A 26,045-nucleotide genomic window follows, 5' to 3' on the forward strand; every position below is an offset into this window, starting at 1 on the left:
AGCCGGCATGAATAGTCAGGACTCGGATTACCCTTATGGTTACTGCGAGGAAGGACAACGCTTCGATGCCCTCAAATCCGGGAAGAGGCAGGGCAGGGTGAGCTATATGGCCCCATGGTGTCATCAACAACTCTTAGCCCCCGATCGCTTTGAGGGTTGTTGTAATCGGACAGTGTTTGAGTTGTGGTTGGAGTTCATCTTAATTCCAACACTGAAGCCAGGTCAGACTCTAGTGCTAGACAATGCAACGTTTCATAAAGGGGGACGGATTCCTGAGCTAGTGGAGGCGGCTCAATGCCGTTTGCTCTATCTACCACCTTATTCGCCAGACCTCAACAAGATAGAGAAATGTTGGTCGTGGTTGAAAGCCCGCATTCGCCATTGCACGTGAGCAGTTTGATTCTCTCGATGATGCCATGGATTCCGTTATAAAAGCTGAGTCCTAACCACCTTGACTAATGCTATAGATAGATAAATCCTGGGAATTTGGGTAGTATAAAATGGATTAATCTAGGGTTAATAAGTAGGCAATTAATGGTTAATTAAGTTGTAGTAATTATCCCAGACTTGGGTAAATTACAGCTGGTTCACCAGTCGCTTAATACATTGCCCTCACCCTAAATCCCTCTCCCAGGGGGGGGGGAGAGGGACTTGGAGAGAGGAATAGATTGGGTATAATAATACTCAAAGTTTTGGATAAAGTTGATAGAGATGAAACTTAGCTTTTGTATAATTGCCAAAAATGAAGCCCATCAGTTAGGGGAATGTTTACAGACGGTGGGAAAGTTAGTAGATGAAATGATAGTGGTGGATACAGGTTCTAGAGATGGAACGCCGGAAGTTGCTAAAAATATGGGGGCGAGAGTGTATGAGTTTAGCTGGTGTGATGACTTTGCGTCGGCGAGAAATGCGGGTTTAAAATATGTGACAGGTGATTGGGTTTTGGTGTTAGATGCTGATGAGCGATTAATGGAGGGAATTATCCCTCAAATTAGAGGTTTAATTAACCAGGAAGATTATTTGCTGATTAACTTGGTGCGACAGGAAATCGGGGCGGTGCAGTCTCCTTATTCTTTGGTGTCGCGACTGTTTAGAAATCATCCGGATCTGTATTTTTCTCGCCCTTATCATGCTTTGGTTGATGATAGTGTGATGGAGATTTTGCGGCGGGAACCTCAGTGGCGGATCGGTTCTATTCCAGAAATAGCGATCGCTCATTATGGATATAGTGCGGATGCGATCGCGGAAAAGAATAAACAACAAAGGGCTTGTGAAGCTATGGAAAGCTATTTAAAACAGCATCCCGATGACCCTTACTTAGCGAGTAAATTAGGGGCTCTGTATGTGCAATTAGGTAAACTCTCAGCAGGTATTGACCTGTTAGAAAAAGGGCTAAAGCAGGCATCTGGAATTGAGGGGGGGACTATGTATGAATTGCATTATCACCTAGGAATTGCCTATAGCAAAAGGGGACAACTAGAGGCGGCGGAAGCACAGTATCAAAAGGCGATCGCGGTTAATGTATTCCCTCAATTAAAAATAGGGGCTTATAATAATCTGGGAAATCTGCTGAAAGGTAGGGGCAACCTAAAAGCGGCGCTTTGGGCCTATGAAACGACGATAGAAATTGACCCATTATTTAGCTTAGGTTACTATAACCTGGGCATGACTCTACGGGCGATGGGAAATTCCCAAAAAGCGATCGCATCTTATCAAAAAGCGATTTCTCTTAACCCTCACTATGGGGAAGCCTACCAAAATTTAGGGGCGGCGTTGTTAGGTATTGGCAACATTCCCGATAGTCTGAAAGCCTTTCAAACAGCGATAAGCGTATATGAACAAACCAACCCCCCGGAAGCCAAACGGCTCAAAAAAACCTTGTCAGAAATGGGATGGCGACTATAGACTTCTGCACTATGGGGAAATTTGATACTACAATGCAGCAACAGAACTAGGATGGGTATGATGTGAAAGTCTCTATCAAGGGTTCTAAAAGGTCTGGGTAGGTCACAAGACTTATCTCAAAAGCTAATCATGTTAGGAGTCATGCAATAGTGCGACCCGTTAGCCTGAAACTAGGGAAAATCCCCTAGGGGAAAGGCTGCAAGGGGATATTAACCCTTGACAACTGAATCTCGCTTGTTGGTGCGGAAGTCTGAGAGGTCCCAATATGGGAAGTGTCAGAATCAAAAAATATCCAAGTCCAACCCTCCAAGTGCCGGAGTGAAAACAGTTCCCCACGGTAGCGACTGGTCATCAATCCGTGAAGCGGGAATTGGGCGTAAACCCTTTTAAATGGGGATTTAAGCGCCCTGTAGCTGGCTATGAGTAGGGAAACGAACTTCTGCGAGAACTACCGTTAGACTCCAAATTAGGCGGGTATACGCTGCCTTATATGTATGGGGCAAGAAAGCGTTGTTGTTGCCAACGTTAACAGGTTATTTCTGTAGGGAATAACTCGGCACTCAAAAGGCCCCCGGTAGAAAGGAAGACTCTAAGGCCAGAAACCAAAGCGATTTTCGGAACGGGATAACCTCTAAGTTGCTCTCGGTGGGTTTTTTTGAGGAAAGCCTATTACTGAGTAGTCAACCAAGGCGAATAACTGGGTATTCCAGGCGGCTTAGGGGAGGGATTGTGTCAGAAGCGAAGGCCCTGACTATAAATCGGGGATATGCAGACGGACACACGGAATTGATTGCTGTGCTGAGTGAGTGAGTTGCTGTGAAGAAGACTAAAGCCAGTCTGATAGGGACGAGGATGGTATGCGTAGATGAGTCGTTGTTGACGGTGAAGGGGGAGATGAAAGGCCGCCGAAACTTTTGGCAACGTGGTCTATGGAAGCTGCAACAACGGATTTACCGCGCCTCGAAACGGGGTGATATTAAGGTGGTTCGTAAACTCCAAAAAATGCTGATGCGTTCGGCTTCTGTGAGGTATCTTGCTAGTGATAGTTGTGATGGGGGTTCTATAGCTGTTCAACAGTGTTTGATGCAATGGGCTTTGGAACCGGAATGGCGGGCTCGTTGGGAGTTGGATGATGCTGTTGGCTCTCATTTTTCATCGGTTGGGGAACTGTTGCAGGCGATCGCTAAAAGTCTGGAAAATGGCCCTAAGTTGGTCTGGGTTATTGATTTAACCAGGCTTTGTCAACCGAGAATATTGGCTCAAAGGTTGCCGGATTTACCGCGCTCTATGGGTCTGAATAAGGCTCGGATTGATGGGGCTTTGGGGTGTTTATTAGATGCGATCGCTTTGGGAGAGTTAAACCACCAATTGAGTCGGTTAATTAGGGAACTGGGCAACCCGGTAACTACTCTGATTCAATATGGAGAAATGATGGTGATTTTAGATGATGATATGATGGCTATCAACACCTATCAAAGGGCGATAAGTGATTGGCTAGACAAATTGGAAATTCCCCAAGTTTCTGATTTTTATGCTGTCACGAACACGGCTAATTGTGTTGAGGAAAACTCTCCGGGTTTTGACCTGTTGGGGTTTCATATTCGCCAGTTTAAAAATCATCATCGCCGAGGGTTAAACTATCATACTACCATCAGCCCTAGTCGAGAATCTGCCCATCAACACTATCGAGAATTGGCGACGATAGTTAGTAGCCATAAAGCCAGTCGTCAAGGGGATTTAATTAACCTGCTGAATCGGAAAATAGCGGATTGGTCTAGTCAATATCAAGGTGCTAATAACCGCAAAATTCACCGAAATTTAGATAGGTTAATTGACCGGAAATTGCGGAGTTGGGCGAAACGTCGTCACCCGGATAAACCTAGGAATTATTGGCGGCGAAAATACTGGCAAGTTACGGAAACAGGTGGCTGTAGGTTTGGCTGTTTCCATAAGGGAAAATGGGTGAGCCTTCTTAAACATAGAGTATAACAGCATAGCTTGATTCTGAGGAGCCGTGTGAGGTGAAAGTCTCATGCACGGTTTTGGAGACGAGTAGGCTGGGTGACTGGCTTGCTTAGTTTAACTGAGTAATCAACGTACACCTATCGGAATTGTGGGTGCATCAGGTTATGGTGGGGTGCAACTGGTGCGCTTATTACAGGATCACCCCCTGGTTGAAATTGTTTATTTGGGAGGAGAAAGTAGCGCCGGAAAACCTTTTTGTAGTTTATATCCCCACCTGGGTCATCAGGTGGAGTTGATGATTGAACCAATTGATTTGGATAAAATTGCTAGTCGGTGTGAGGTGGTGTTTCTATCTTTGCCGAATGGTTTGGCCTGCGAAATGGCTCCGCAACTGTTAGAAAAAGGCTGTTATGTTCTGGACCTGTCTGCTGATTATCGGTTTACTAATTTAAATACCTATACCAAGTGGTATAACAAGGAAAGAAGCGCTGATCTGGATGTGGCTAGGACGGCGGTTTATGGTTTGCCTGAACTATACCGAGATGCGATCGCCTCAGCGCGATTAGTGGGCTGTCCTGGCTGCTATGTGACCGCTAGTTTGTTGGCTTTATCCCCCCTATTAAAACAGGGGCTAATTGTCCCGGATAGTGCCATTATTGATGCTAAATCGGGGGCTTCTGGCGGGGGACGACAGGCTAAAACTAATATGCTATTGGCGGAAGCAGATGCCTCGGTTTCAGCCTATGGTATTGGTGGACACCATCGCCACACGCCGGAAATTGAGCAAGTTTGTAGTGATTTGGCTGGACATGATGTGACGGTGCAGTTTACCCCCCATTTGATGCCTATGGTGCGGGGTATTTTGGCGACGGTTTACGCTAACTTGCGCGACCCGGGTTTGGTGCGAGAAGATTTGCTGACTATTTATAAGGCGTTTTACCGCAATTCTCCCTGGGTTAAGGTTTTACCTGGGGGAACTTTCCCCCAAAGTAAATGGGCCTGTGGCACAAATCTTTGTTACATTGGTATTGAGGTGGACCAACGCACCGATAGGGCGATCGTGATTTCTACCATTGATAACCTGATTAAGGGTCAAGCGGGACAGGCGGTTCAATGCCTCAATATTATGAAGGGATGGTCGGAAACTCTGGGACTACCTCAGTTGAGTTTTTATCCGTAAAATTCACGCTTGGGGCGGGTTAATCAGTCTCTCACCCGCCCTAAACTTTTACCCGGCGTGGCGGGTTAATAACACTGGACAGTTGGCGTAAACTCGCACATAGTCGGATAGGGAGTTTCCGAGTAGGCGATCGATATCAATGAAACTCTTGGCCACGGTGGGGCGGCGATCGGGAGAACCCAGCAACAGCAGATCGGCGTTGAGGTCTTCTGCGATTCGGCAAATTTCCGGGCCGGGTTTTCCGGTTCCGGTTACACAACGATAACTAACTCCCATTTGTTTGGCTTGGGCGACAGCCGGGGCTAAAACCGGGTCGTTTTCCGCAGTGGCGGTGTAATCTTCTGCTGATTTGCCACTGAGATCTTTATTAACATGGGCGATAATTAGTTGTCCGCCCTGGATTTCTTTAACAAAGTCGATCGCCGTTTTTAGGCATTCTTGGGCTTCTGGGGATGAATTATAAGCTACCATGACCCGCCGTAGCTTCTTGACATAGGTATCGTCTTTGACCAACAGCATGGGTCGAGATGTGAGTTGGAAAACGTATTGACTGACTGAGTTTTCTAAGACGGCTTGCAGTCGTCCTAACCCCCGTGAACCCATAATAATTAGATCGGCGTTTTCTTCGTCTGCTACCTGACAAACAATATCTTTGGGATCGCCTTGTTTGAGTCTAGGATTAACTCGGTTGGGATCGACTTTCACGGATTGGACGGCCTGGGCGAGGATTTTGCCTCCTTCTTCTAGTTTGACGGACATTCCCTCGGCCGTGACTTGGCTGGGCACTACATGGAGAAGGGTGATAGATGCCTGTTGCAGAGATGGTAAATCCATCAGCATATTTAGCATCTCTTCGCACAGTCCACGACCCGCAACAGCAACTAAAATTTTATTGATCATAGGTTTTGCCCAAAATTCAAAACAACGCTCATTATCAAACGCACTATTATATAACTTAGGACAAAGCGGCTGATTAACTGATAATTTGTAGAAATGTAGCGTTTTGGAACGAATTGTAAAGTGTCTCGATTAAAATATCCTAGTTCACAAGATCAGCCGACTATGGCCTCAAATTGGTTTGAGTATTTGGTGGAAGTGTTCCCACATCAAACTGATTATGCGGGGGTGGTTTGGCATGGGACTTATGTGGGTTGGATGGAGGAAGCCCGCATTGGGGCGTTGCGGTCTGTGGGGGTTGGTTATGATCAGTTGGTCGCTTTGGGGTTTGAGTTGCCTGTGGTTGACTTGGAAATCCGCTATCATCAATTTGTACACATGGGCGATCGCATTAAGGTTAAAAATCGTATTTCTGGCCTAACTAAAGTTCGTATCCCCTGGGAATTTGAGATTGAGTCCCTAGACGGTAGACAACGATATGTTAGCGCCACTACTACTCTGGTGGTTATCGATCGCCAAACTGGCAAAATTAGACGACAATGGCCCCCTCTTTTAAATCAGGCGATCGCTAAACTCATGGATTTAGGTTAAGTTACGCTACCCTGGGAAATTGGGGCGATCGGTAATTCTACCCGAAATTCTGCCCCCTCGCCAGGAATAGAAGATAAAATCAACTGTCCGTTATGTTTTTCTACTACAATTTGATAACTGGTAGCTAGTCCTAATCCCATACCTTGACCCACCGTTTTGGTCGTGAAAAATGGGTCAAATAAACGAGATTGTAACTCCGGTGCAATCCCCATACCATTATCACGAATCCGAATCGCTACCCGGTTAGGATTAACTTGTTCTGTAGTTATCCAAATAGTCGGAACCCAGTCGGACTCATGGGCTTGACTGTCAGCCGATTGTAAGCTATCAATAGCATTATTAATTAGATTCATGATTACTTGATTAATTAAGCCGGCATAGCAGGTGATAAACGGCAAGTTTTCCGCCTTTTGTTGAATAACTTTAATCTCAATATTATGATTATTGCCCGGCAATCTATGCCTGATTAAATGCAAAACACTGTTAAGGCATTCATGCAAATCAATCGATTTCATTTCAGCTTCATTAGTGCGGGAGAAAATTCGCAAGGCTAACATAATTTGATCAATGCGTTTGATACCTGTTTTCAGGGATCTGATTAATTTCTGAAGATCCTCTAAGATAAAATCTAGTTCCAGTTTTTCCGATCGGGCTAAAATTTGGGGGGAAGGATGGGGATATTCTTGTCGATATAAATTAATTAACTCGATTATATCTTCAACATATTGATAGGCGGGGTCAAGGTTTCCAGAAATAAAATTAATCGGATTATTAAGTTCATGAAAAATCCCCGCTACCAATTGATTTAAAGCTACCATTTTTTCCTTTTGGATTAGTTCAACCTGGGTGGCTGCTAACTGCTTTTGGGTGGCTTTTAGTTGCTGATTTTGAAGCTGTAAATCTCTTTGCAGATTTTGGATTTTGAGTTGATTGTGAATCCTCGCCATCACTTCTTCTACTTGAAAAGGTTTGGTGATATAATCCACTCCTCCTACTTGAAAAGCCTTAATTTTATCTTCGATTTGATTAATAGCACTCACAAAAATAATCGGGATTTCCGAAGTGTCTGGATTATTTTTTAAGGCTTCACAAACTTGATAACCATTGATGCCTTGCATATTGATATCAAGTAGAATTAAGTCCGGTTTTAAAGCCTTAACTGCCATGAGTGCCATCTTACCGTTAATAGATTTACGCACCCGAAATCCAAAATCCATTAACATAGTTGATAATAACCTAATATTTTCTGGCACATCATCAACTATTAAAATGTCGGCTGATGCCAAATTCTGATTATTCATAATCCATGGCTTTTGATAATGTGAAGGATTGATTATCGTTAGATCAGACTGGGATGATTTACCAGATTTTATCGGCTGCTATTAACTCCATTAATAAACTTTCGGGGAGCGGTTGAGAAAATAAATAACCTTGGGCAAACTCACATTCTAACCCTCTCAATAATGACAGTTGTTCGGAGGTTTCTACCCCCTCAGCAATTACCCCCATTTTCATCGTTTTAGCAATATTAACAATCACGGGAACTAAGCCGCAACTTGAACCGTTATTATCCATTCTTTGAACAAAAGATTTGTCGATTTTGAGAGTGTCAACTTGGAAATTATGCAGATAGCTTAAAGAAGAATATCCCGTGCCAAAATCATCAATACTTAGTCTGACGTTTTGCTTTTTAAAACCTTCCAGAATAGCGACGGCGGTTTTCGGGTTATCCATAATTGCGCTTTCTGTGATTTCTAATTTTAAGCAATGGGGGTCTAGTTGAGTGACTTCTAAAAGTTGTTGTATCTGCTGACTTAGATCCATGTTCGCAAACTGTCTGGCTGAGACATTAACACTGATAAACATCGAATCATTAATCAGTTTACTTTTTTGCCAACTTCGGAATTGTTTACAAGCCTTTTCTAAGACTAAATTGCCAATGGCATTAATTAAACCTGTTTCCTCGGCTATGGGAATAAATAAGACGGGGTGAATCAATTGTTTTTGGGGATGTTGCCATCTAACTAAGGCTTCAAAACCTGCGATTTTTCCAGTTGTTAGATGAATTATTGGCTGATAATAAACCAGAAATTCATCATTGTTAATAGCTCGCCTTAAATCGTTTTCAATTTGCAGCTTTTCGGAAACATTGTGGTGCATACTGGGGTCAAATATATGATATTGACCTTTGCCTAAATCTTTGGCTCGATACATGGCTGTATCTGCATCTCGCAGCATATGTTCGGGTTTTTGATAATCTAAATGTGACCCAGATATGCCAATACTTACATTGATAAATACTTCTTGATTGGGGAGGACAAAAGGATGAGAAAAACTCTCAAGAACTTTTTGAGCCATGGCTTTTGCTTCCGCCATATCCTCGATTTTATTAACCATAATCGCAAATTCATCACCTCCTAAACGAGCTAGGGTGTCTTCCGGTTTTAGCAGGGATTTTAGACGCTTGGAAATAGCAATTAAGAGTTGATCACCTACGGAATGTCCGAGGGATTCATTAATCATTTTAAAGCGATCGCAGTCTAGCAACAACACCACAAAATTATAATTATGATGTTCCTGTTTGACATCAATACCATCAGCTAGACGTTCCAAAAATAAGGCTCGATTTGGTAAATTAGTTAAATCATCACGAAAAGCCATATCCCGGAGTTTACTGTTAGCGATTTCTAATTCTTGAGTGCGCTGTTCAACTCTAGCTTCTAGTTGGGTATTTAACACTTGTAATTGTTGTTGAGTGCGGCGGAGAGTCAGTTGATTTTTTACCCTAATTAAAACTTCCTGAAATTGAAAAGGTTTACTAATATAGTCTACTCCCCCCACTTCAAAGGCTTTTACTTTGTCAAAAATATCGTCCAAAGCACTCAGAAAAATTATGGGTACTTCGGCGGTGTATGGCTCCGATTTAAGCTGATTACAAACTGCATAACCATCTATATCTGGCATCATAATATCCAACAGAATTAAATCAGGTAACTTATTATTTACCTCCTGTAGTGCGGTTTTACCATCGATCGCCTCACGAACTTTATACCCTTTTTTGCTAAGAATTCGTGACAATAGATGCAAATTTCCTGGGGTATCATCAACAATCAAAATATCTGATTCTTGGTGGTTATTTGGGTGGTTATAACTCATAATGTATTTTAACCTAGGTTGTGGGATAAGCTAGTGAACCCACATGGTCAAGGGATTGATAAATAGGAAATATTAACATTGTACTCAACCCAGTTGTTTTTTGGGTCTATGTTGCTTATTTGGGTACGGATACGCCAAACAGACACCAAGATACCATAGTCTACCGCATTAATTAGCTTTCCCGAGTCAGTTTCAACCCTAAGGCTGATTGAACCTAGTTACTGCTAATACCGGGTGTCTAAATACCCAGGACTGATTCAATGATCTAGTCACCTCAAAAACCACCTTGATTACCTAGTTATCCAGGATAACCATTTAGTTGGATTGTCGCCACAACCTGTCCATGATCTGATTTCCAGGGTTCTATGGATTCATCACTTAGGCTTTGGTCTACCAGATGATCGTTGAATAAGGCAACATAACTAACCCTCCCAACTTGGCGGGAGTTTTCTACAACTAATTCTTGACTCACCAAAATATGATCGAGGGTTTCATAATAACCATTATACATATAAGTATAGTAGCAGTCTCGGTAACTTTGCCTAACCTGAATATCCTTGACACTGTAAAGCCGTAACTCATCCTGGTTGTGGTTTGGTTTAAATCGGGTTTTTTTCCAAGAAATATCCCCCGCCATAATTTTGGTGGTAATGGCTAAATCACTATCGTTAAAGTCTCCTAAAAGAATAATCGGATTTTGACTGTGGCTCCAAGTCTTGAGCATAATATATCGTAAAGCCGTAGCTTCGGCGGCTCTACGCAGTAAAGACCTGACTTTTCCTTTGGCTTTTTCTACGGGGTCTTGGCTATCTACTCCTTCGGGAATTTTGGGACGCTGGGATTTTAGATGCACCACAAAAACTGTACATTGTAGGTGGTCTTGGAGTTGAATATTAACTGCTAAAACTGGTCGGGAAAAATGGTTGATGGGAATAATAGTTCCTTCTATATCTATTTGAGACTCTGGGGGGAATTTATCATATATTTGCCAGGATATAATTGGTAATTTGGAACAGAGACCTACTACGGGTTTATCCCCACGGGGATTAGTGGTAATTAAATGAGCATGATCATAGAATGGGGTGGCGGCGAGAATTTCTTGTAGTGCTTCGGGGTGGAAGATTTCTTGAAATCCGATAATGTCGGCTTGCATGGTTTCTAGCTGACGAGAAACCCAGGTCTTTTTTTGTTGGTAAAGTTCTGGGGTATATTGCCGAGTTTCGTAATAAGTTAGATTGGGTAAAACCAAGTTATATAGGTTAAATGTGCCTATTTTTACAGAGTTTTTGCGAATAATTACTGAGGATTTTACGGGATGTTTAAAGGTTAAATATTCGAGGAATATTGCCCAACTAGCGATCGCATTGTCTTCTCCCCAAGCCTGTCCCCCCGTTTCCTCGGCTAGACGATTTAACTCTTGACTTGGGCAATTATTTGGGCGGTTAATATAAATAGTGACATCATGGAGTTGACATGATGCGATCGCTTGATTAATCGCCGTTGTCAAACTGGTGGAGTTTGGCTGACATTCTGTGGGTCTACCTTCCCAGCAATAAATCACTCTCATGGCTTGTGGTCGCCATTGAAAGTCACTACAAATATCCCCAATAGTATCAATAGCCGCCATGGTATTTGGGGGGATACCGTCTTCAACCTGTAACCATTCAACACGCCAATTTTCCGATGAACTTGAAGCTACTGTAATCATCACTTCAGCAGTTTCTAAAAAATCGGCAAAGGGAGGTTCCAAATCATCAATAGCATTGATTAAAAGCACTATATCAATTGTCATCATTATTCCACCTTAGACATTCGCTGATCAAGATAATTATTAAACAGTCTAATTATCATGGTAGTGCCGACATTTTCCTGGGAGTCACATTCGAGATAACCACCATGTTGCTCAACAATAGTTTTATGAGCAATAGATAAACCCAAACCTGTGCCGCGTCCCACAGATTTAGTCGTAAAAAATGGATCAAAAATTTTCGACTGTATTTCCTGGGGTATTCCCAGACCATTATCAGCAATTTCGATTTTTACCCCCACATTACCAGACTTAGGATGATGAACAGGTAAAGTCGTGACCGTGAGGGTAGGAATAAAGTCTCTATGGACTTTGATCCGGTCTTCCAAAGCATCGATCGCATTATTTAATAAATTCAGAAATACCTGATTGATTTCACTAGCAAAGCATTCAATTTTCGGCACATCGCCCCAATTTTTAACCACTTTAATTGGGCGTTTTTTGGCGACCATATTAAAGCGACCTTGTAGCATCATGAGCGTATTTTCAATGCTTTCATTAATATTGGCTTTTTTGATTTTTGCCTCATCAAGTCTAGCAAAATTTCTCAAAGACAAAACAATCTTAGTGACTCGCTCGGCTCCCCGTTGCATGGACTCCAAAATCTGACCAAAATCTTCCTTAATAAACTCCAGATCAATTTCCTCAATCTTATCTTGAATAGCCGGATGAGTTTCGGGATAAACCTGCTGATATAATTCACACAAATCTAATAAATCGGCTAAATATTGCCGAGCCGGATTAACATTACCGTAAATAAAACTAATCGGATTGTTAATTTCATGAGCGACCCCAGCCACTAACTGTCCTAAAGATGCCATTTTTTCACTTTGGATAATTTGCGCCTGGGTACTTTTCAACTCTTGCAAAGTAGTAGAAAGCTGTTTAGCCTTACGTCGTTCTCTACCCTCGGATCTTTGGAGAGCCTCTTCCGCCTGTTTCCGTTCAGCCAGTTCCATTTGTACCTGTTCAAAGAGGCTGCATTGTTGGAGAGCGATCGCCAATTGCACGCCGATTTGTTTAAGGCTAGAAATCTCAAAGGCTTGCCACTTCCGAGTATCCCGACATTGATGAGCAATTAACAATCCCCAAAGTTTACTATTGTCTTTAGCCACATTTTTAGGTTGTAAAATCGGAATTACCAGATTAGCTTTCACCTGTAAACCTTCTAACAGTCCCACATGACAAGCAGTTAAATTAGCATTATAAATATCAGCGATCGCTCTAGTTCTACCATCTTCATACAACCGCGCATGGGAGGACTCAAAACAATCATCACGGATATCTAAACCCTGCAAAGCCATCCATTCCGCCCCCACGGACTCCACCGCAATAGAGCCAGTAAAATCGGAATTAAACTTATAAATAACAGTGCGATCGACCTGCAAGAAATAGCGGACTTCTTCCACAGCAGTTTGCAAAACTTCTTGTAAATTCAAAGATGAGCGTATCCGCTCCAACATAATACCGACAAATCGTTCCTGTAGTAACTTTTGTTGGAGAGTTTCTTCGGCACGTCGTCGCTCGGTAATATCCGTATGTACAATAATTAATCCAATGGGATTTTGTGTAGGGTCAAAAATACAATCAGCACGGACTAAATTAGGAATAATCACCCCAGAGCGAGTTTTAATACCCACTTCTCCACTCCACGATCGCAAATTTTGGAGAGAAGCCAAAATACTATTACCAACCCGGGTAGAAATATAAAGTTTAATCGGTCCGCCGATCGCATTTAATTCTTGCACAGTATAGCCGTAACTTTCAATCAAAGCGCGATTTAAATATAGTGCCTTCCCTTCCAGGTCAGTCATCACAATAGCATCACTGCTGCTATCTACCGCCGCCTTAACCCGCAATAGTTCAATTTCAGCTTGTTTGCGATCGCTAACATCTTTATAAGTCCCAGTCATCCGCAGAGGTCGTCCCTGTTCATCCCATGTAAATACCTTACCCCGATACAGCATCCATTGCCATTGTTGGGAACTATTTAGCATTCGCACTTCCACCTCATAAACATGGCGGCGACCCTTAACAGAATCATTCAAAGCCTCCACAACCCGTTTTTGATCATGGGGGTGAATTAATTGTTTCCAAGACTGAAAACTATTATCAATTTGGTGTTCATCATATCCTAACATCCGTTGCCATTGAGGGTCAAAATATACTTCTCCCGTGGAGATATTCCAATCCCATAAACCCAAAGCACTACCTTCGAGAGCCAATTCTAATTGTTCCTCACGGCTTTGTAAGGCTACCACCGCTTTTTTAAATTCAATACCCACCGCCATTTGATTAGCAATTACCGCCAAAGTTTCCAAAACTTGCTTACTCAACAACTCCCGACTAAATAAACCAATTACCCCCACACAAGCACCCTCAACAATCAACGGATACCCCACAAAATTAGTGAAACCTCGCTCGGTAATAATTGCAAAATCTTGACTCCACCCATGATGGGATAAATCTAGGCTCAAAATCGACTGTTGCTCACTGACAATTACCCCAATTGGCTGATAACCTACTTTAATATAAGCCAAATTTGCCGGGGGATTTTCTAAGCCAGAAATACCTTGTAATTCTAGTAAAGTCTTGGCGGAATTGAGAGTCCAAATACAAGCAATAGTATCATCCAAATAAGCCGACAAAGTGTTAGCACAATTAGTCAGAACTTCCGATAAACTACCGCCACGGGTCATAGCAAACCCCACCTCAGATTTGAGGGCCGTTAATTGTACGCGACGTGCTAACTCAGTCGTGGCTCGTTTTTGTTCGGTAATATCCCTAATTATGGAAATGACGGTTTGGGAGTTACCAGAGACAATGCGGGTTTCATATTGCCTCCAATCCTCCCCATTATTCGCCGGTAGTTTATATTCAATGGCTTGAATTTCTGAGGAAAATAAAGCGCGATTATGAGCATTTTGGAGATGATTACCCACTTCATTAGGCAAAATCTCTAGGATATTTCTACCTACCAATAATTCTGGTAACATCCAGTCAGAACTATCATGGGGCGGTTTCACATCAACTATTGTACCATCCCTCTGACATTGGAGAATTAAATCAGGAATGGCATTTAATAAGGCTCGGTTAGTGGCTTCGCTTTCCCGCAGAGCCGCTTCTGAACGTTTGTGGTTGGTGATATCTGTAGCCAGACAGCAAATAGCTGCCGGTTTTCCGGTATCATCTTCTAACAAAAAACGATGGGATAGGTAGGTGTTACAACTGTTATTAAACCGGATTTCTTCTTCCCATTGGATAGGTTTTTCACTCTCCAACAAAGCTGTATCAGCCGATTGAAAAGCTAGGGCTATATCGGGGGTAAACAAATCATAGTCAGTTTTACCAAGTACCTGGTCACGGTGCAAATTAAACCGCTTTTCATATTCTCGGTTAACTAGGAGATAGCGCCCGCTATTGTCTTTCATGTAAATTATGGCAGGAGCGTGATCGAGGATGTCTTGTAGTTGCTTTTGGCTTTGGTGTAGAGCCTTTTGGGCGATCGCTCTTTCATGAGCCTCTAAAGTTAGAGTTACCCAGTCCGCTAGGTAGGTGGCAAAGTTCTGTTGTTGCAGATCCCAATCAATCACCTCTCCCTGATTTTCTAAACACAGAACCCCGATAGTTTCCCCTCCCAAACGAATCGGAATATCTAACATAGACCTAATATCCAGAGGCTGGAGATAGGCGGCGGTAAATTCCCTAGTCCTGGGGTCATTTTGGGCATCGAATGCCACAATTCTCTCTTCCGTTTCGATGGCGGCAAAATACCTGGGATAGTCGATAGCTTCCAGTTTTATACCCTGAGAATAGCAGTTTTTTTCCTGTTCATATAACTTGACACACTCAATGCCATTATGGTATTCTGTATAAAACCAAATACTTGCTCTACTTACTTGCAAAGTTTGGGCAGCAATAGCAGTCAGGGTCTCAAATGCTTGGTCAATATCTCCGTGATAAAATTCCCAAGACCGAGCCAATTGCATTTGTGCCTGTTGTTGTTTCCTAAGAAACTGCTGTCGCTGTTTTTGGGTGTCGATCGCTGCTTGTGGTAGTGGTCGCACCATTGCCAAAAATCCCATCAATTGCCCATTTTCGTCTCTCACACCGCTGATCAACACAGACACGGGGAACGTAGTACCATCACGGCGAATATAGGTATGTTGCTGTTCGTCAGTTTCCCCTAAAATTACTCGCTCTATCAGGGTTTGATGTAGCTGTTGTTGTTGGTCAGAGTGGCTAGTATTTCTGTGGTCTTGGTGATGAAATTCCGTCCAGTGAATATGGTCGATCGCCTCCGAGGCTGTATATCCTAGGAGGTTTTCGGCCGCGCGATTAAATGTGCAAACCATACCATTGCGATCGGTCACAATGATAGCCATATCAGCGCAATTAATAATAGCTTGCTGAAATTCAGGACTCGATGGATAAATTATCTGAGTAACCATCACAGTTTAATAGAAGTTTAACCAACTCGGCAGGTTCAAATCAAGATGCTGAACCCATAGGGTAGATGCAGGCTTTAAGGAAGTTTGCTATTAAAACTTTGTATTATCATCTAGTGTAGCCTGATTAGCCCTAAATATGGTAAAAACTAGCTGCTGTGGGACAAAACTACTCAGAAATCAACCGGAAAATCACCTCTGGTGTTAGTTGTTGTACACCATGGACTACTTGAGTCGCTCCCGCTTTTTTCAGGGTCTGGGTGTAGGATGCTATACTCTCCGTAGTCTGTTGAATATGGGGAGGTAATACACCCACACCCACCCAAGTCCGGGTGCTGTCCTGTTGTTGAGCTTTAGCCACTGTATACATATCCGCCACCGTGTCACCCACATAAATCACAGGTTTTGGGGACTCTGGGGGTTCCAATTGACCCACCACAGCCAGCAACCCCGTGGGGTCTGGTTTTCCCGGTGCGTCTTCCATAGCAATTAGGGGAATATTGGGCAGATTTAGTTTCCCCTGCAATACATATAATGCCTCATCTCGCATGGCTCCGCTAAAAAAACCCCAGGCGATCGCATGATCCGTTAACTCCTGGAAATATTCGGGGGTACACAAGAGGGGTTCACCACAAATGTAACCCGTCCAATTATCTGGGTCTGGCCCTTGATAGCAGGATTGGAAAAACGCTACAATTTCCCCATAGTCCAGGTTAATGGCATCGCGATGTTGACCCTGGCTCTCAAAATAGCGATAAATCAACTCCCTGGACGCTTCCCAGTCATTATTCCAAACCCCTTCAGATTTGAGGCGATCGATATCTGAGACCGTGGGACGATAGGATTTAGTAAACAGTTCTACCGTATCTGCGATCGCCCGACGATAGGACCCTCCCACGTCTCGAATTACCCCGTCAATATCAAAAATTACAATAGCCTTCATGTCAACCCATCAAAAATGTTACAAACAACAGATACTGCGATATAATAGAGTGTTGTGTATTTTTTGCAATTAACTCAAATTAGCCCGGAGGTGTAATTGTCAAGATTCATTCTAAAAGTTCTCTGGCTCGATGATAACGTCGCGCTGGCCGTTGACCAAGTAGTGGGAAAAGGCAGTAGTCCACTGACCTCCTACTTTTTCTGGCCACGCAAAGATGCCTGGGAAGAACTCAAAAATGAACTAGAGTCCAAGCGCTGGATCAATGATGTCGAGCGCATTGAGTTACTCAATAAAGCTACCGAAGTCATCAACTACTGGCAAGAGGAAGGCAGACGGCGGCCCCTTGGCGAAGCCCAATCCAAATTCCCGGAAGTGATTTTCACCGGAAGCAGTTGATAGCGCGCGACAGTTATTAACATTATAGCGAGTTTGAGCCTACAGCATTCGGTTGTAGGCTTTTGCTCTCTTGGTAACATTGTATATACTTTTTTTTGAGCGATCGCCTAAGCTAAACTGGAAACATCGAGCGCTAGGATAACTAATGAATAGCATCGCTGAATCCACCCAATACACAAATGAACAGACTCTCGCCTGGATGAGAGGCTTACTGGCCTTAGCTTGGGCCGACGGTCAGTTCCAAGAAGAAGAGCAGGAATTAATTGCCAGCATCACCCATGATATCCTCGCAACAGATATCGATGTTAACACCCTCGAACCCATTTCCCCCCAGGAATTAGCAGAAGTCCTAGGAAAAAACACAATTCTCGCCGAGAACTTCCTACGAACCGCCGTCATGGTCGCCCTGGCTGATGGCATTTATTCAGTCTGTGAAGATGATCTTCTCCACCAGTTTTGTCAAGCCTTGGGTTTAGAGGTTAAAGCCTTAGACTCCCTCAGACACACCTTAGAAGATTTATCAGAAGGTTACTGCAAAGAGCCCAAACAGCCATCACATCACCACCATCATATAGATGTTTTAGCTCCCGTCAAGCATTGGCTAGATGACTGGCAATTACATGATCCCAAAGTAGCCAAATTTATTTGTAAAATGGTTCCTCCTCAGTGTCCCTTTGAACGGGATATTAAGCTCTTTGGTCACAAAATTGTTCATATCCCCCCCATGTGCAAGATTAACCCCCTCTATGAGCAATTAGTCGGCTTACGCTTTCGGGCTTTATCTTATCTGGCTGATGAGTGTCACGAGGATATCTCCAAGTATTGTTAGCTAATGACCAGAGGCAATTATTTTCCGCTGTCAGTTGTTGATGATTGCCTCATCCTGACTCCCCAACCAAAACCACATTTAAACCCACCCCTTTATGTATTATAATGTAGGGGCGGGTTCTCCTGTGAATTTATATTCCACACCGGAAGATGAATAAACCCGCCTTCTGGAGAGACAGGGAGAGGGGGTTATTTAGTGGTTTTAAGAGTGGCTTTTTGCCATTGGCGGACAGAATTAATGATATAAATATCCTCCGATTTTTGGAGGGTTTCTATATCAATAATAGCCTCTTTTATCTTACCCTGTTTGAGTAAGCTACCCCGAAAAGTTCCGGGAAGTAAACCACTGGTTACTGGGGGGGTAAGCCAATCATCATTGATTTTAATGATCAGATTAGCAATCGTAGTTTCTGTAACCTCTCCCCGTTCATTCCATAAAATCACATCATCACAGTCGGGACGGGAATTACGGGCGGTTTCATAGATGCTGCGGTTGGTGGTTTTGTGATATAAAAAAGGGTTTTGGGAATTAATGGGGGTGGGAGATAAACCTAAATAAATCTGTCGGTTAGGTGGGGATTTCTCAATGGCAGAAATTTCGCAATTTAGAACACCCTGGCGGTCTACTAATAACCTAACTCGATAGGGAATTGACCAGGATTTACTTATATCTATTAATTGTTGATTGATGTGTTCTACGGATAACGGAATCCCAAAATAAATGGCTGAATCGGATAACCTTTTTAGGTGGTCTTCCCGGAGAAAAAATCCTGCTTCTGGTGTCCAAAGCATGGTTTCTAATAGGGAAAAATCAGAGCTATTATTGAGGCTCAGAAACTTGGCTTTGGTTTGACATTCTTGGTATTCATCCTGGCTGTCAGAATCCCAAAGAATACCGCCACCCACGCCATACTCGGCTTGATGATTTTGGCGGTCAATGATAACTGTACGAATGGCTACGTTAAACTGGGTTCTATAATTATTGGGGGTATTTTCGGGTTCGATAAAGCCAATGGTGCCAGTATAAAGGTGGCGGGGAGTTGTTTCTAACTGGCGAATTAACTGCATGGTTCTGGGTTTGGGTGCGCCTGTAATGGAAGCACAGGGGAATAAAGCGGCGATAATTTCTGATGGTAAAGCCTGGGTTTTTGCGGTTACTGTGGAGGTCATTTGCCACAGGGTTGGGTATTTTTCGACTGTAAATAATTGGGGAACTTGGACGGTTTTAATATCGCCAATGCGGCTAATATCATTGCGGATCATATCCACAATCATGACGTTCTCGGCGCGGTTTTTGGGGGAATTTTGCAGCCCTTGGGCTATGGCATTATCTTCGGTTAAAGTGCAACCACGGGGGGCGGTTCCTTTCATGGGACGGGCGACGAGTTGACGGTCAGAGAGTTGGAAAAATAGTTCCGGGGAAGCAGAACAAATGGTAAAGCGATCGCCACATTCGATATATGCTGCATAGTCGGCTTGTTGCGATCGCACTAATTGCCAAAACCAAGCCAAAGCATCCCCAGAAAACTCCGTCCGTAGGCGAAAAGTATAATTGACCTGATAGGTTTCCCCCCTAGCAATATAACCTCGAATTTGCTTAATAGCCTCCTGATATTCAGTGGGGGTGACAGAAGATAACCACTCACCCACAGTATAATCTGATGGGGAACAGAGGCGGGGTGGGGTGATAATTTGTGGTTGTTCATATAGCCCAAACCAGAGCAAAGGAAACTCATCTGGGGGATAGGTAGTCAAAGCCGAATCCCAAGCGCTAGAGGCTTCATAACTGATAAAACCCGCCGCCCATAAATGCTGTTGTTGGAGGCTTTGGTTAACCTGTTCTAAGCCAGGAATCACCTGTTCGAGGCGATCGCAATTAACAATATAGCAGGGATTTTCAAATAGTAACCACTGCTGATTTTTCGCATCATGGATGATTACTCTGTTCATAGTCCACTCAACTAACTTCATCCTCCAAAAGCGATCGCAAAGCCTCCTTCATTTCCGCTATAGAAGTCGTAGCCGTCCCAAACTGACGCACCACCAAACTAGCCGCCAAATTACCCAAAACCGCCGCCTCCCAAAAACTCGCCCCCACAGATAAAGCCAAAGTTAAAGCCGCCACCACAGTATCTCCCGCCCCCGTCACATCAAAAACATCCAAAACATTAAACGGAGGAACATGGCTAACTTGTAGCGTGTGATTTTCCCCCCATTCAAAAAGACTCATCCCCTCCTCACCCCTAGTAATTAGCACCCGTTTCGCCTTAGTCAAATTCAGTAAATCACTCCCCGCACGTCTGAGACTCTCTTCATTAGCGATCGCATATCCTACCGCCTTTTCCGCTTCCGGAACATTAGGAGTAAACAACATCGCCCCCTGATAGCGTTGTAAATCAACTTGAGCATCCACCACCGAAAACCCATGACCCAAAGCCGCACCAATAACCGGGGAAGTTAACACCCCATCCCCATAGTCCGAACAAACCACCCCATCAACATTATCTCTGTGTTGTTCGATATATTCAGCCAACCGCAATTGAAGTTCTAAGCTGGGTAAATCATCCGATTTGCGATCGACCCGGACAATTTGCTGAGTCACCGACTGGCGTGCGTGTCCAGAAATCCTAGTTTTAGTCACCGTAGGGCGGTCTGGGTCTGTCAGAATACCCGTCGTATCAATTCCCGCCTCCCGAAAAATCCCTTTGAGAGTCTCCCCCTGGTCATCCTTTCCCACCAACCCAGCCACCGACACCGCAGCCCCCAACTTAGCCAAATTGTAAACCGCATTAGCTCCCCCTCCTGGGATTTGTTGAGTAACTTCATGGCGCAGAATTAGCACTGGTGCTTCCCGCGACAGCCTCTCCACCTGACCAGTCAGAAACTCATCCAGAGTCAGATCCCCCACCACCAAAACTCGCACCCTGGAAAAATTATCCAAGTGTTTCATGAGGGTATCCGCCGCCGCCTCAAGCTGATTAAAAAACGAAGATTCTAGGGTCATCATCAACAGTTACTCACCCCTACTTGACTTTTTTGAGTACAAAAGCCTTGATTTGAGCCACCTGTTTTTTCAGGGCGATCATTTCCCTCTGCATAGCGACAATTTTCTGTTCTAAAGCCTTAATCTTAGCCGCGTCCGCCCCCGTTGTCACCGCCGCCGGAGGAGGGGCTGTCTCTTTAGCCGGTGCAGGTGGGGGAACCACTTTCAGAGGTTGGCGAGGTTTCTTAGCCTTTTCAAAAGCCGACTTGATCGCATCTACCAATTGTCCTTTCTCAAAAGGCTTTTCGATAAACTCAAAATACTCGAAGGGTTCAGCAATTTTCTCCGTCACTTCCTCTTTTCGACCCGACATCAACACCAGAGGGATTTTCCTAAGTTCTTCACTAGCTTGGATTTGCTGAAAAACCTCCCATCCGCTGAGTTTGGGTAACAGGAAATCCAGCATAATCAGGTTGGGGTGTTCTTGGCGCACTAGGTCTATGCCTTCCTTCCCGTCTTTGGCTTCTAGCACATCAAAGTTACCCTGGGGTAACATCTCCCGAACTTTGACCCGAATTACCTTACTATCATCAATAACTATAATTTTCCGACCTGCCACGGCTTACTCCCCCGGTGATGAATACATAATCTGAATATTGGTGCAGTATTTAACCTTCTCAAATCTGTTCATAGATTAACAAAACCGAGAATAGTATGGTATCACCAACAATGGTCAAGGATGCTGTCATAAAAGCTAATCCTTATCAAGAATTAGCGCTAATTTACCTTTCTTCTCCTTTGAAATATGAAGAATTGTTCTCAGAAGGGTAGCGCTGGGCTCCCGGCTTACTTGATCCGGGCAGCTAATCTACCTAACTGTTTCCGAAAGGAATGTAAACTTGTACATTTTACCAGATGCAGCCACATATATAGCGTTTTGCACAAGTCTAGGTTGCAGCCCTCACGCCCAACCCTTCTCCCAAGGAGGGCGAGGGGCTTCCGAATGTACTCGATGGCTTGAGAAACTGTTATAGTAAGTTCCCATATAATCAGCATCGCAGAAAACTGCTTTGTGTTCTAAAAAATAGCTATCCTAGATATCAATACATTATGTCAAGCACTTCTGATTCTATTTCATCACGTCACCGAGACGCAATTAAATCTATGCCTGAGTGGTTGCGTCGTCCTATTGGTGCCGCGAGTCAACTATCACAGGTGCAACGGATTATCAAACAGCGACAAATTCATACTATTTGTGAGGAGGGGCGCTGTCCTAACCGGGGTGAATGTTATGCTCAGGGGACCGCTACTTTTTTACTTATGGGGCCTACTTGTACCCGATCCTGTGCTTTTTGTCAAGTTGATAAGGGCCATGCTCCCATGCCACTTGATCACGATGAACCCCGCAAGGTAGCCGAAGCAGTCCAAATTTTGGGGTTGCGTTATGTGGTGTTAACTTCTGTGGCGCGGGATGATTTGGCTGATGGCGGCGCGGGGTGGTTTGTGGCTACTATGGAGCAAATTCGCTCTTGTTGTCCCCAAACTCAAATTGAGGTGCTGACTCCCGATTTTTGGGGGGGAAAGGCTGAAGATACTCAACAGCAACAATATCAGCGTATTGATTTGGTGGTGAGAGCAAAACCTGCTTGTTATAACCATAATATTGAAACCGTCCGGCGGCTTACTGGTCCGGTGCGACGGGGGGCGAAGTACGATCGCTCTCTTGACCTGTTGCGCCACGTCCGAGAAGTTGACCCGACTATTCCTACTAAGTCCGGTCTGATGTTGGGACATGGGGAAACCGAAGACGAGATTTTACAGGCTTTCGCTGATTTACGAGAGGTTAAATGCGATCGCCTCACTATCGGTCAATATATGCGCCCTTCCCTCGATCATCTCCCCGTCCATAAATATTGGACTCCCCAAGAGTTTGACCGTCTAGGGGCGATCGCCAAAGATATGGGTTTTTCTCACGTTCGCTCCGGTCCCCTGGTTCGGAGTTCCTATCATGCTGGCGAATTTTAGCCTCCTACCCTCCCACCCATCACCCCAATTTCCCTAATCATTTAATGATTAAATAGGGAACCGAGTTGCTCCAATCAGAAATTATCCCTCAACTCTTGTTCGGTTATCTTCGCCGATTGTAAAATGTTTTTGAGGATACCGTAAGGCACATCTTTGGCATGATGGGGAACCCTACAAACAAGGGTTTTTTTGAGGTGAACATGGCTCCCTGTTTGGTGGTCAGTCACAAATTCCAAGCGATGTAGACCTCTGATTACCTCAGAACTGGACAAAGAGGGTATGGTGGATCTACTGAGGTTGGCTGGGGTAAAGCAATCTTCAGGTTCGATCGAGTCACTGACATGGTGATCACCTACCTCCCTATCCTCTAGGCGACTTTTCAGGTACAAAATTCTCGATCTATGTTCCCCCAGTTCATTTTCTAACTGTCTGATTTTGGCTGCCAAACTCTCATTTTCTTCGGTGATATAGACTTCAAAATCTCGGGACTGTTCTTTGATACACTCTGATTCTTCCCTAGCCGATTCCAAGGCTCTTCTCAACTGCTCAACATCAGCTTGTTCCCTCAGTTGGCTTTGCAGGTCTGCCGATTGCTGTATCGCCTGATCATACTCGCGCGTCAGTTCCGCAATCTTTTGATTCAGGCTCACTATCTGCTCATTGGTCCTCTTTTCCCGATCTTCGGTTTCCTGCAACTGGCGCTGCCACTTTTCCAGGGTGCGCGTCATTTCCTGCTGTTCCCTGTTCTGGCTATTCAGGCAATTTTCCAGGTTGGCGATCGCCTCAGAGCGTCTGTCAATTTCCTCTTGCGCCTCTACCTGATATTCCACCGCCCAGGCTAATTGATTCCGCAGTTCTTGCAGATTGCTCTGGCTATCATCCTGTTGATGTTGGAAATCCACGATTTTCTGTTCGTAGTCCGCGATCGCTATTTTCAGTTCCGCTGCGATCGATTGCTGTTCCCTTCGGTAGTCCTCCAACTCCTTCCGCCCCTTTTCCCTAACAGCGATCAGAGCTTCATTTTGTTTAACTTTCTGCTGCAACTCTTCCCGAATATTCCGCGCCTCTTCCAGTAACTGTTTCCTCTCTCGGCGCTTTCGGTACAACACAAATTCGATCAGCAACCAAACCACTGCACCCCCCGCCAAAAATATACCCGCAGTCAGCGAGAAAATACTAGGACTGTGCTGGAACCTCAGCAACCCCCTCGCCCATTTCGCGTAACTCTCCGCGAAGGTTGGCGGCACCCGCCGGACGTAATATACCCGCCCGATGATTTCCCCTCTGTTGACCATCCCCGTCGGGTCAGCTTCCGGTTGATAACGCCGTTTATATTTGCGTTCCGCAAACAATGGCGGCGGGTCCCGTAGGAGATCGTAAGGCTCATTAGTTAGGTTTTCTACCTTAAAACCCTCTTTCCCAAGGCGACGGGAATTGGAATAGTAGAGGATTTCCTGCTCTGGACAATCGGCGATCGCACTTTCGCAGTTCGTGACTACTAACCCGAACAACCCGTAGTTACTGTCCAGAGTCCGCTGCAACTCCTCCGTTTCTCCCTCTAGCAGCGCCAGGGAAAGTTTCGTCGGCAAAGTGTGAGATAAAATGTTAAAATCTACTGTCTGCGTCGCAAAAATTGTCCGCTCCCAGTAGTTTTTATGATTTCCATAGTTGTTAATCGTTGCCATAACCAAAGATATGACGCTGATTATGCTTAATCGACCCAACATTAGCAGCGCGATTTTGACATTCACCTTGCCCAGCAGTTCTTTCGGTCTTCTGAATCTCATAAATTAACCTACCCCTATAATTATTTATCAATTGTCCTCAAACAATTTACGCAAATTCTCAGGAAAAATATTCCCCCTACCGCGATCGCATCATCGCCATCACTAGCTAATTATGTTAACTTTTGTAACAAAAAATTAAGTTTTGTTGCGAAAAATTTTTTTTTTGGGGGGGTGGGGTTGCCTTTTGGGGGGGTCTGCGCTATACTTTAAATAATGGGAATAGTCGAATTTTTTTTATTTGTGCATATATTCTCATTATGAAACAATATGTCAATATCCTATCATGAGTTCCCGGCTGTTGTCAACCCTCACCCGTTGTCTATAATGAATAAAACGATATTTTTGGGGGTTCCCAATCATGGCAGATTACCATATAGAAAATAATCAGGAATGGTGGAACCAGCAATGGTTAGACATTCTGAATCGCTATCGGTTTAAGAAACGATTGGAAAGGGCGAGAAATTATGCCAGACAGGGTAATGTTCTCAATATTGAATTTACTGGTCAGCGGGTTCTGGCGCAAGTTCAGGGGACGCAAGCCGAACCTTATCAAGTGGAATTGTGGTTAGATACTTTTACCGAGGAAGAATGGGGATATGTGATTGAAACATTATCCCAGCAGGCGATTTTTTCCGCCAAGTTGTTAGCAGGGGAAATGCCTTATAATATTGAGGATGTATTTGCTAAAAATGGCTTGCGGCTGTTTCCTTTTAATTTGGATGAAGTACATTCTCGCTGTAGTTGTCCAGATCCGGCTAACCCCTGTAAACATATTGGTGCAGTTTATTATATGTTAGGCGATCGCTTTAGTGAAGATCCATGTGTCTTATTTCAACTGCGGGGACGCTTGAAAGAAGAGATTATCGCTAAATTGCGAAATATACGGAAACCTATAGGGTTTCCGAGCATACAAGGAGGTTTGTTTGATCTAAAAAAATTGGGTAGTGCCTAATATGTAATGATAGAGGTGTAGTGCGAGACGTTCAGGCATGAAATAAGGCTGCAATGCCAGAAATAACCGCCTGGTGGGGACTTCAACCCCTTGGTTGAATATAAGGAGCGCACTCGTGACCATCCTCATAACTGTTTATATGTCCCGACGTTGGGAGGAATCCAAACAAGGCAGGGAACTCA

Annotated in this window: 17 protein-coding genes and 2 pseudogenes; 9 read left to right on the forward strand and 10 right to left on the reverse strand. The window is 44.1% G+C overall.

The annotated features are described in order from the left end of the window. The 4 genes and pseudogenes from P5674_RS15220 to argC form a co-directional block, all read left to right on the forward strand. Positions 1–446 (forward strand): annotated as a pseudogene (locus P5674_RS15220) (IS630 family transposase); the annotation flags it as partial. A 265-nt stretch (positions 447–711) separates the two neighbouring features. Beyond that, positions 712–1,905 (forward strand): glycosyltransferase, encoded by a 1,194-nt coding sequence (locus tag P5674_RS15225; RefSeq protein ID WP_006619084.1) that lies wholly within the window; start codon positions 712–714, stop codon positions 1,903–1,905. A gap of 816 nt (positions 1,906–2,721) precedes the next feature. Next, positions 2,722–3,894 (forward strand): group II intron maturase-specific domain-containing protein, encoded by a 1,173-nt coding sequence (locus P5674_RS15230; RefSeq protein WP_286171642.1) that lies wholly within the window; start codon positions 2,722–2,724, stop codon positions 3,892–3,894. A gap of 124 nt (positions 3,895–4,018) precedes the next feature. Beyond that, positions 4,019–5,050, forward strand: coding sequence for an N-acetyl-gamma-glutamyl-phosphate reductase (gene argC / locus P5674_RS15235; RefSeq protein ID WP_014275501.1), 1,032 nt, complete (start codon positions 4,019–4,021; stop codon positions 5,048–5,050). A gap of 48 nt (positions 5,051–5,098) precedes the next feature. On the opposite strand, the gene P5674_RS15240 is transcribed toward argC, so the two are convergent. Then, entirely contained in the window at positions 5,099–5,950 is an 852-nt protein-coding gene (locus tag P5674_RS15240) for a universal stress protein (RefSeq protein WP_014275502.1), read from the reverse strand. 162 nt (positions 5,951–6,112) lie between these two features. Here P5674_RS15240 and P5674_RS15245 point away from each other — a divergent pair, with 162 nt between their 5' ends. Next, on the forward strand, positions 6,113–6,538 hold the full coding sequence (locus tag P5674_RS15245) for an acyl-CoA thioesterase (RefSeq protein WP_286171641.1): 426 nt from the start codon (positions 6,113–6,115) through the stop codon (positions 6,536–6,538). Here the strand turns inward: P5674_RS15245 and P5674_RS15250 are convergent. The 5 genes from P5674_RS15250 to P5674_RS15270 all read right to left on the reverse strand — a co-directional run bounded on the left by P5674_RS15250 (position 6,535) and on the right by P5674_RS15270 (position 16,892). Beyond that, complete coding sequence (locus P5674_RS15250) at positions 6,535–7,839, reverse strand: response regulator (RefSeq protein WP_315670077.1); 1,305 nt, start codon at positions 7,837–7,839, stop codon at positions 6,535–6,537. The two genes, P5674_RS15245 and P5674_RS15250, sit on opposite strands and share 4 nt — an antisense overlap. 58 nt (positions 7,840–7,897) lie before the next feature. Continuing rightward, positions 7,898–9,694, reverse strand: coding sequence for an EAL domain-containing protein (locus P5674_RS15255; RefSeq protein ID WP_315670078.1), 1,797 nt, complete (start codon positions 9,692–9,694; stop codon positions 7,898–7,900). 298 nt (positions 9,695–9,992) lie between these two features. Continuing rightward, complete coding sequence (locus P5674_RS15260) at positions 9,993–11,489, reverse strand: endonuclease/exonuclease/phosphatase family protein (protein WP_043468286.1); 1,497 nt, start codon at positions 11,487–11,489, stop codon at positions 9,993–9,995. After that, a complete protein-coding gene (locus tag P5674_RS15265) occupies positions 11,489–15,952 on the reverse strand; it encodes a PAS domain S-box protein (RefSeq protein ID WP_315670079.1) in 4,464 nt (1,487 codons plus the stop codon). The genes P5674_RS15260 and P5674_RS15265 overlap by 1 nt, the downstream gene beginning before the upstream one ends. Positions 15,953–16,118: 166 nt before the next feature. Continuing rightward, positions 16,119–16,892, reverse strand: a complete 774-nt coding sequence (locus P5674_RS15270; RefSeq protein WP_006619076.1) for a TIGR01548 family HAD-type hydrolase — start codon at positions 16,890–16,892, stop codon at positions 16,119–16,121. A gap of 96 nt (positions 16,893–16,988) precedes the next feature. Here P5674_RS15270 and P5674_RS15275 point away from each other — a divergent pair, with 96 nt between their 5' ends. Both P5674_RS15275 and P5674_RS15280 read left to right on the forward strand, forming a co-directional pair. Beyond that, positions 16,989–17,288, forward strand: a complete 300-nt coding sequence (locus tag P5674_RS15275) for a 30S ribosomal protein PSRP-3 (protein WP_006619075.1) — start codon at positions 16,989–16,991, stop codon at positions 17,286–17,288. A gap of 145 nt (positions 17,289–17,433) precedes the next feature. Beyond that, positions 17,434–18,117 carry a Mo-dependent nitrogenase C-terminal domain-containing protein gene (locus P5674_RS15280; RefSeq protein WP_006619074.1) on the forward strand — a complete coding sequence of 228 codons (684 nt, stop codon included), beginning with the start codon at positions 17,434–17,436 and terminating at the stop codon, positions 18,115–18,117. Positions 18,118–18,305: 188 nt separating this feature from the next. Here the strand turns inward: P5674_RS15280 and pabB are convergent, their stop codons facing one another. The 3 genes from pabB to P5674_RS15295 are packed head-to-tail and all read right to left on the reverse strand — an operon-like array spanning position 18,306 to position 21,718. Continuing rightward, entirely contained in the window at positions 18,306–20,066 is a 1,761-nt protein-coding gene (gene pabB, locus P5674_RS15285; RefSeq protein ID WP_035736399.1) for an aminodeoxychorismate synthase component I, read from the reverse strand. A 7-nt stretch (positions 20,067–20,073) separates the two neighbouring features. Then, on the reverse strand, positions 20,074–21,120 hold the full coding sequence (locus P5674_RS15290) for a bifunctional heptose 7-phosphate kinase/heptose 1-phosphate adenyltransferase (protein WP_043469024.1): 1,047 nt from the start codon (positions 21,118–21,120) through the stop codon (positions 20,074–20,076). 19 nt (positions 21,121–21,139) lie between these two features. Continuing rightward, positions 21,140–21,718: a response regulator gene (locus P5674_RS15295; protein WP_006619071.1), complete on the reverse strand. Its 579-nt coding sequence runs from the start codon at positions 21,716–21,718 to the stop codon at positions 21,140–21,142. Positions 21,719–22,209: 491 nt separating this feature from the next. Between P5674_RS15295 and lipA the strand changes: the two genes are divergently transcribed. Then, entirely contained in the window at positions 22,210–23,124 is a 915-nt protein-coding gene (lipA, locus tag P5674_RS15300; RefSeq protein WP_035736375.1) for a lipoyl synthase, read from the forward strand. A gap of 74 nt (positions 23,125–23,198) precedes the next feature. On the opposite strand, the gene P5674_RS15305 is transcribed toward lipA, so the two are convergent. Then, positions 23,199–24,911, reverse strand: coding sequence for a type II toxin-antitoxin system HicA family toxin (locus P5674_RS15305; RefSeq protein ID WP_190490445.1), 1,713 nt, complete (start codon positions 24,909–24,911; stop codon positions 23,199–23,201). Positions 24,912–25,269: 358 nt separating this feature from the next. Between P5674_RS15305 and P5674_RS15310 the strand changes: the two are divergent. Then, a pseudogene (locus tag P5674_RS15310) lies at positions 25,270–25,797 on the forward strand (SWIM zinc finger family protein); the annotation flags it as partial. Between the last annotated feature and the right edge of the window lie 248 nt (positions 25,798–26,045).

Source organism: Limnospira sp. PMC 289.06, from assembly GCF_032350395.1.
GTDB lineage: Bacteria > Cyanobacteriota > Cyanobacteriia > Cyanobacteriales > Microcoleaceae > Limnospira > Limnospira platensis.

Bases quoted from the DNA above. Each gene is read 5' to 3' on its own strand.
- P5674_RS15225 (WP_006619084.1), top strand. From the start codon at position 712: ATGAAACTTAGCTTTTGTATAATTGCCAAAAATGAAGCCCATCAGTTA.
- P5674_RS15240 (WP_014275502.1), bottom strand. From the start codon at position 5,950: ATGATCAATAAAATTTTAGTTGCTGTTGCGGGTCGTGGACTGTGCGAA.
- P5674_RS15245 (WP_286171641.1), top strand. From the start codon at position 6,113: ATGGCCTCAAATTGGTTTGAGTATTTGGTGGAAGTGTTCCCACATCAA.
- P5674_RS15250 (WP_315670077.1), bottom strand. From the start codon at position 7,839: ATGAATAATCAGAATTTGGCATCAGCCGACATTTTAATAGTTGATGAT.
- P5674_RS15255 (WP_315670078.1), bottom strand. From the start codon at position 9,694: ATGAGTTATAACCACCCAAATAACCACCAAGAATCAGATATTTTGATT.
- P5674_RS15260 (WP_043468286.1), bottom strand. From the start codon at position 11,489: ATGATGACAATTGATATAGTGCTTTTAATCAATGCTATTGATGATTTG.
- P5674_RS15265 (WP_315670079.1), bottom strand. From the start codon at position 15,952: ATGGTTACTCAGATAATTTATCCATCGAGTCCTGAATTTCAGCAAGCT.
- P5674_RS15270 (WP_006619076.1), bottom strand. From the start codon at position 16,892: ATGAAGGCTATTGTAATTTTTGATATTGACGGGGTAATTCGAGACGTG.
- P5674_RS15280 (WP_006619074.1), top strand. From the start codon at position 17,434: ATGAATAGCATCGCTGAATCCACCCAATACACAAATGAACAGACTCTC.
- pabB (WP_035736399.1), bottom strand. From the start codon at position 20,066: ATGAACAGAGTAATCATCCATGATGCGAAAAATCAGCAGTGGTTACTA.
- P5674_RS15290 (WP_043469024.1), bottom strand. From the start codon at position 21,120: ATGACCCTAGAATCTTCGTTTTTTAATCAGCTTGAGGCGGCGGCGGAT.
- lipA (WP_035736375.1), top strand. From the start codon at position 22,210: ATGTCAAGCACTTCTGATTCTATTTCATCACGTCACCGAGACGCAATT.
- P5674_RS15305 (WP_190490445.1), bottom strand. From the start codon at position 24,911: ATGAGATTCAGAAGACCGAAAGAACTGCTGGGCAAGGTGAATGTCAAA.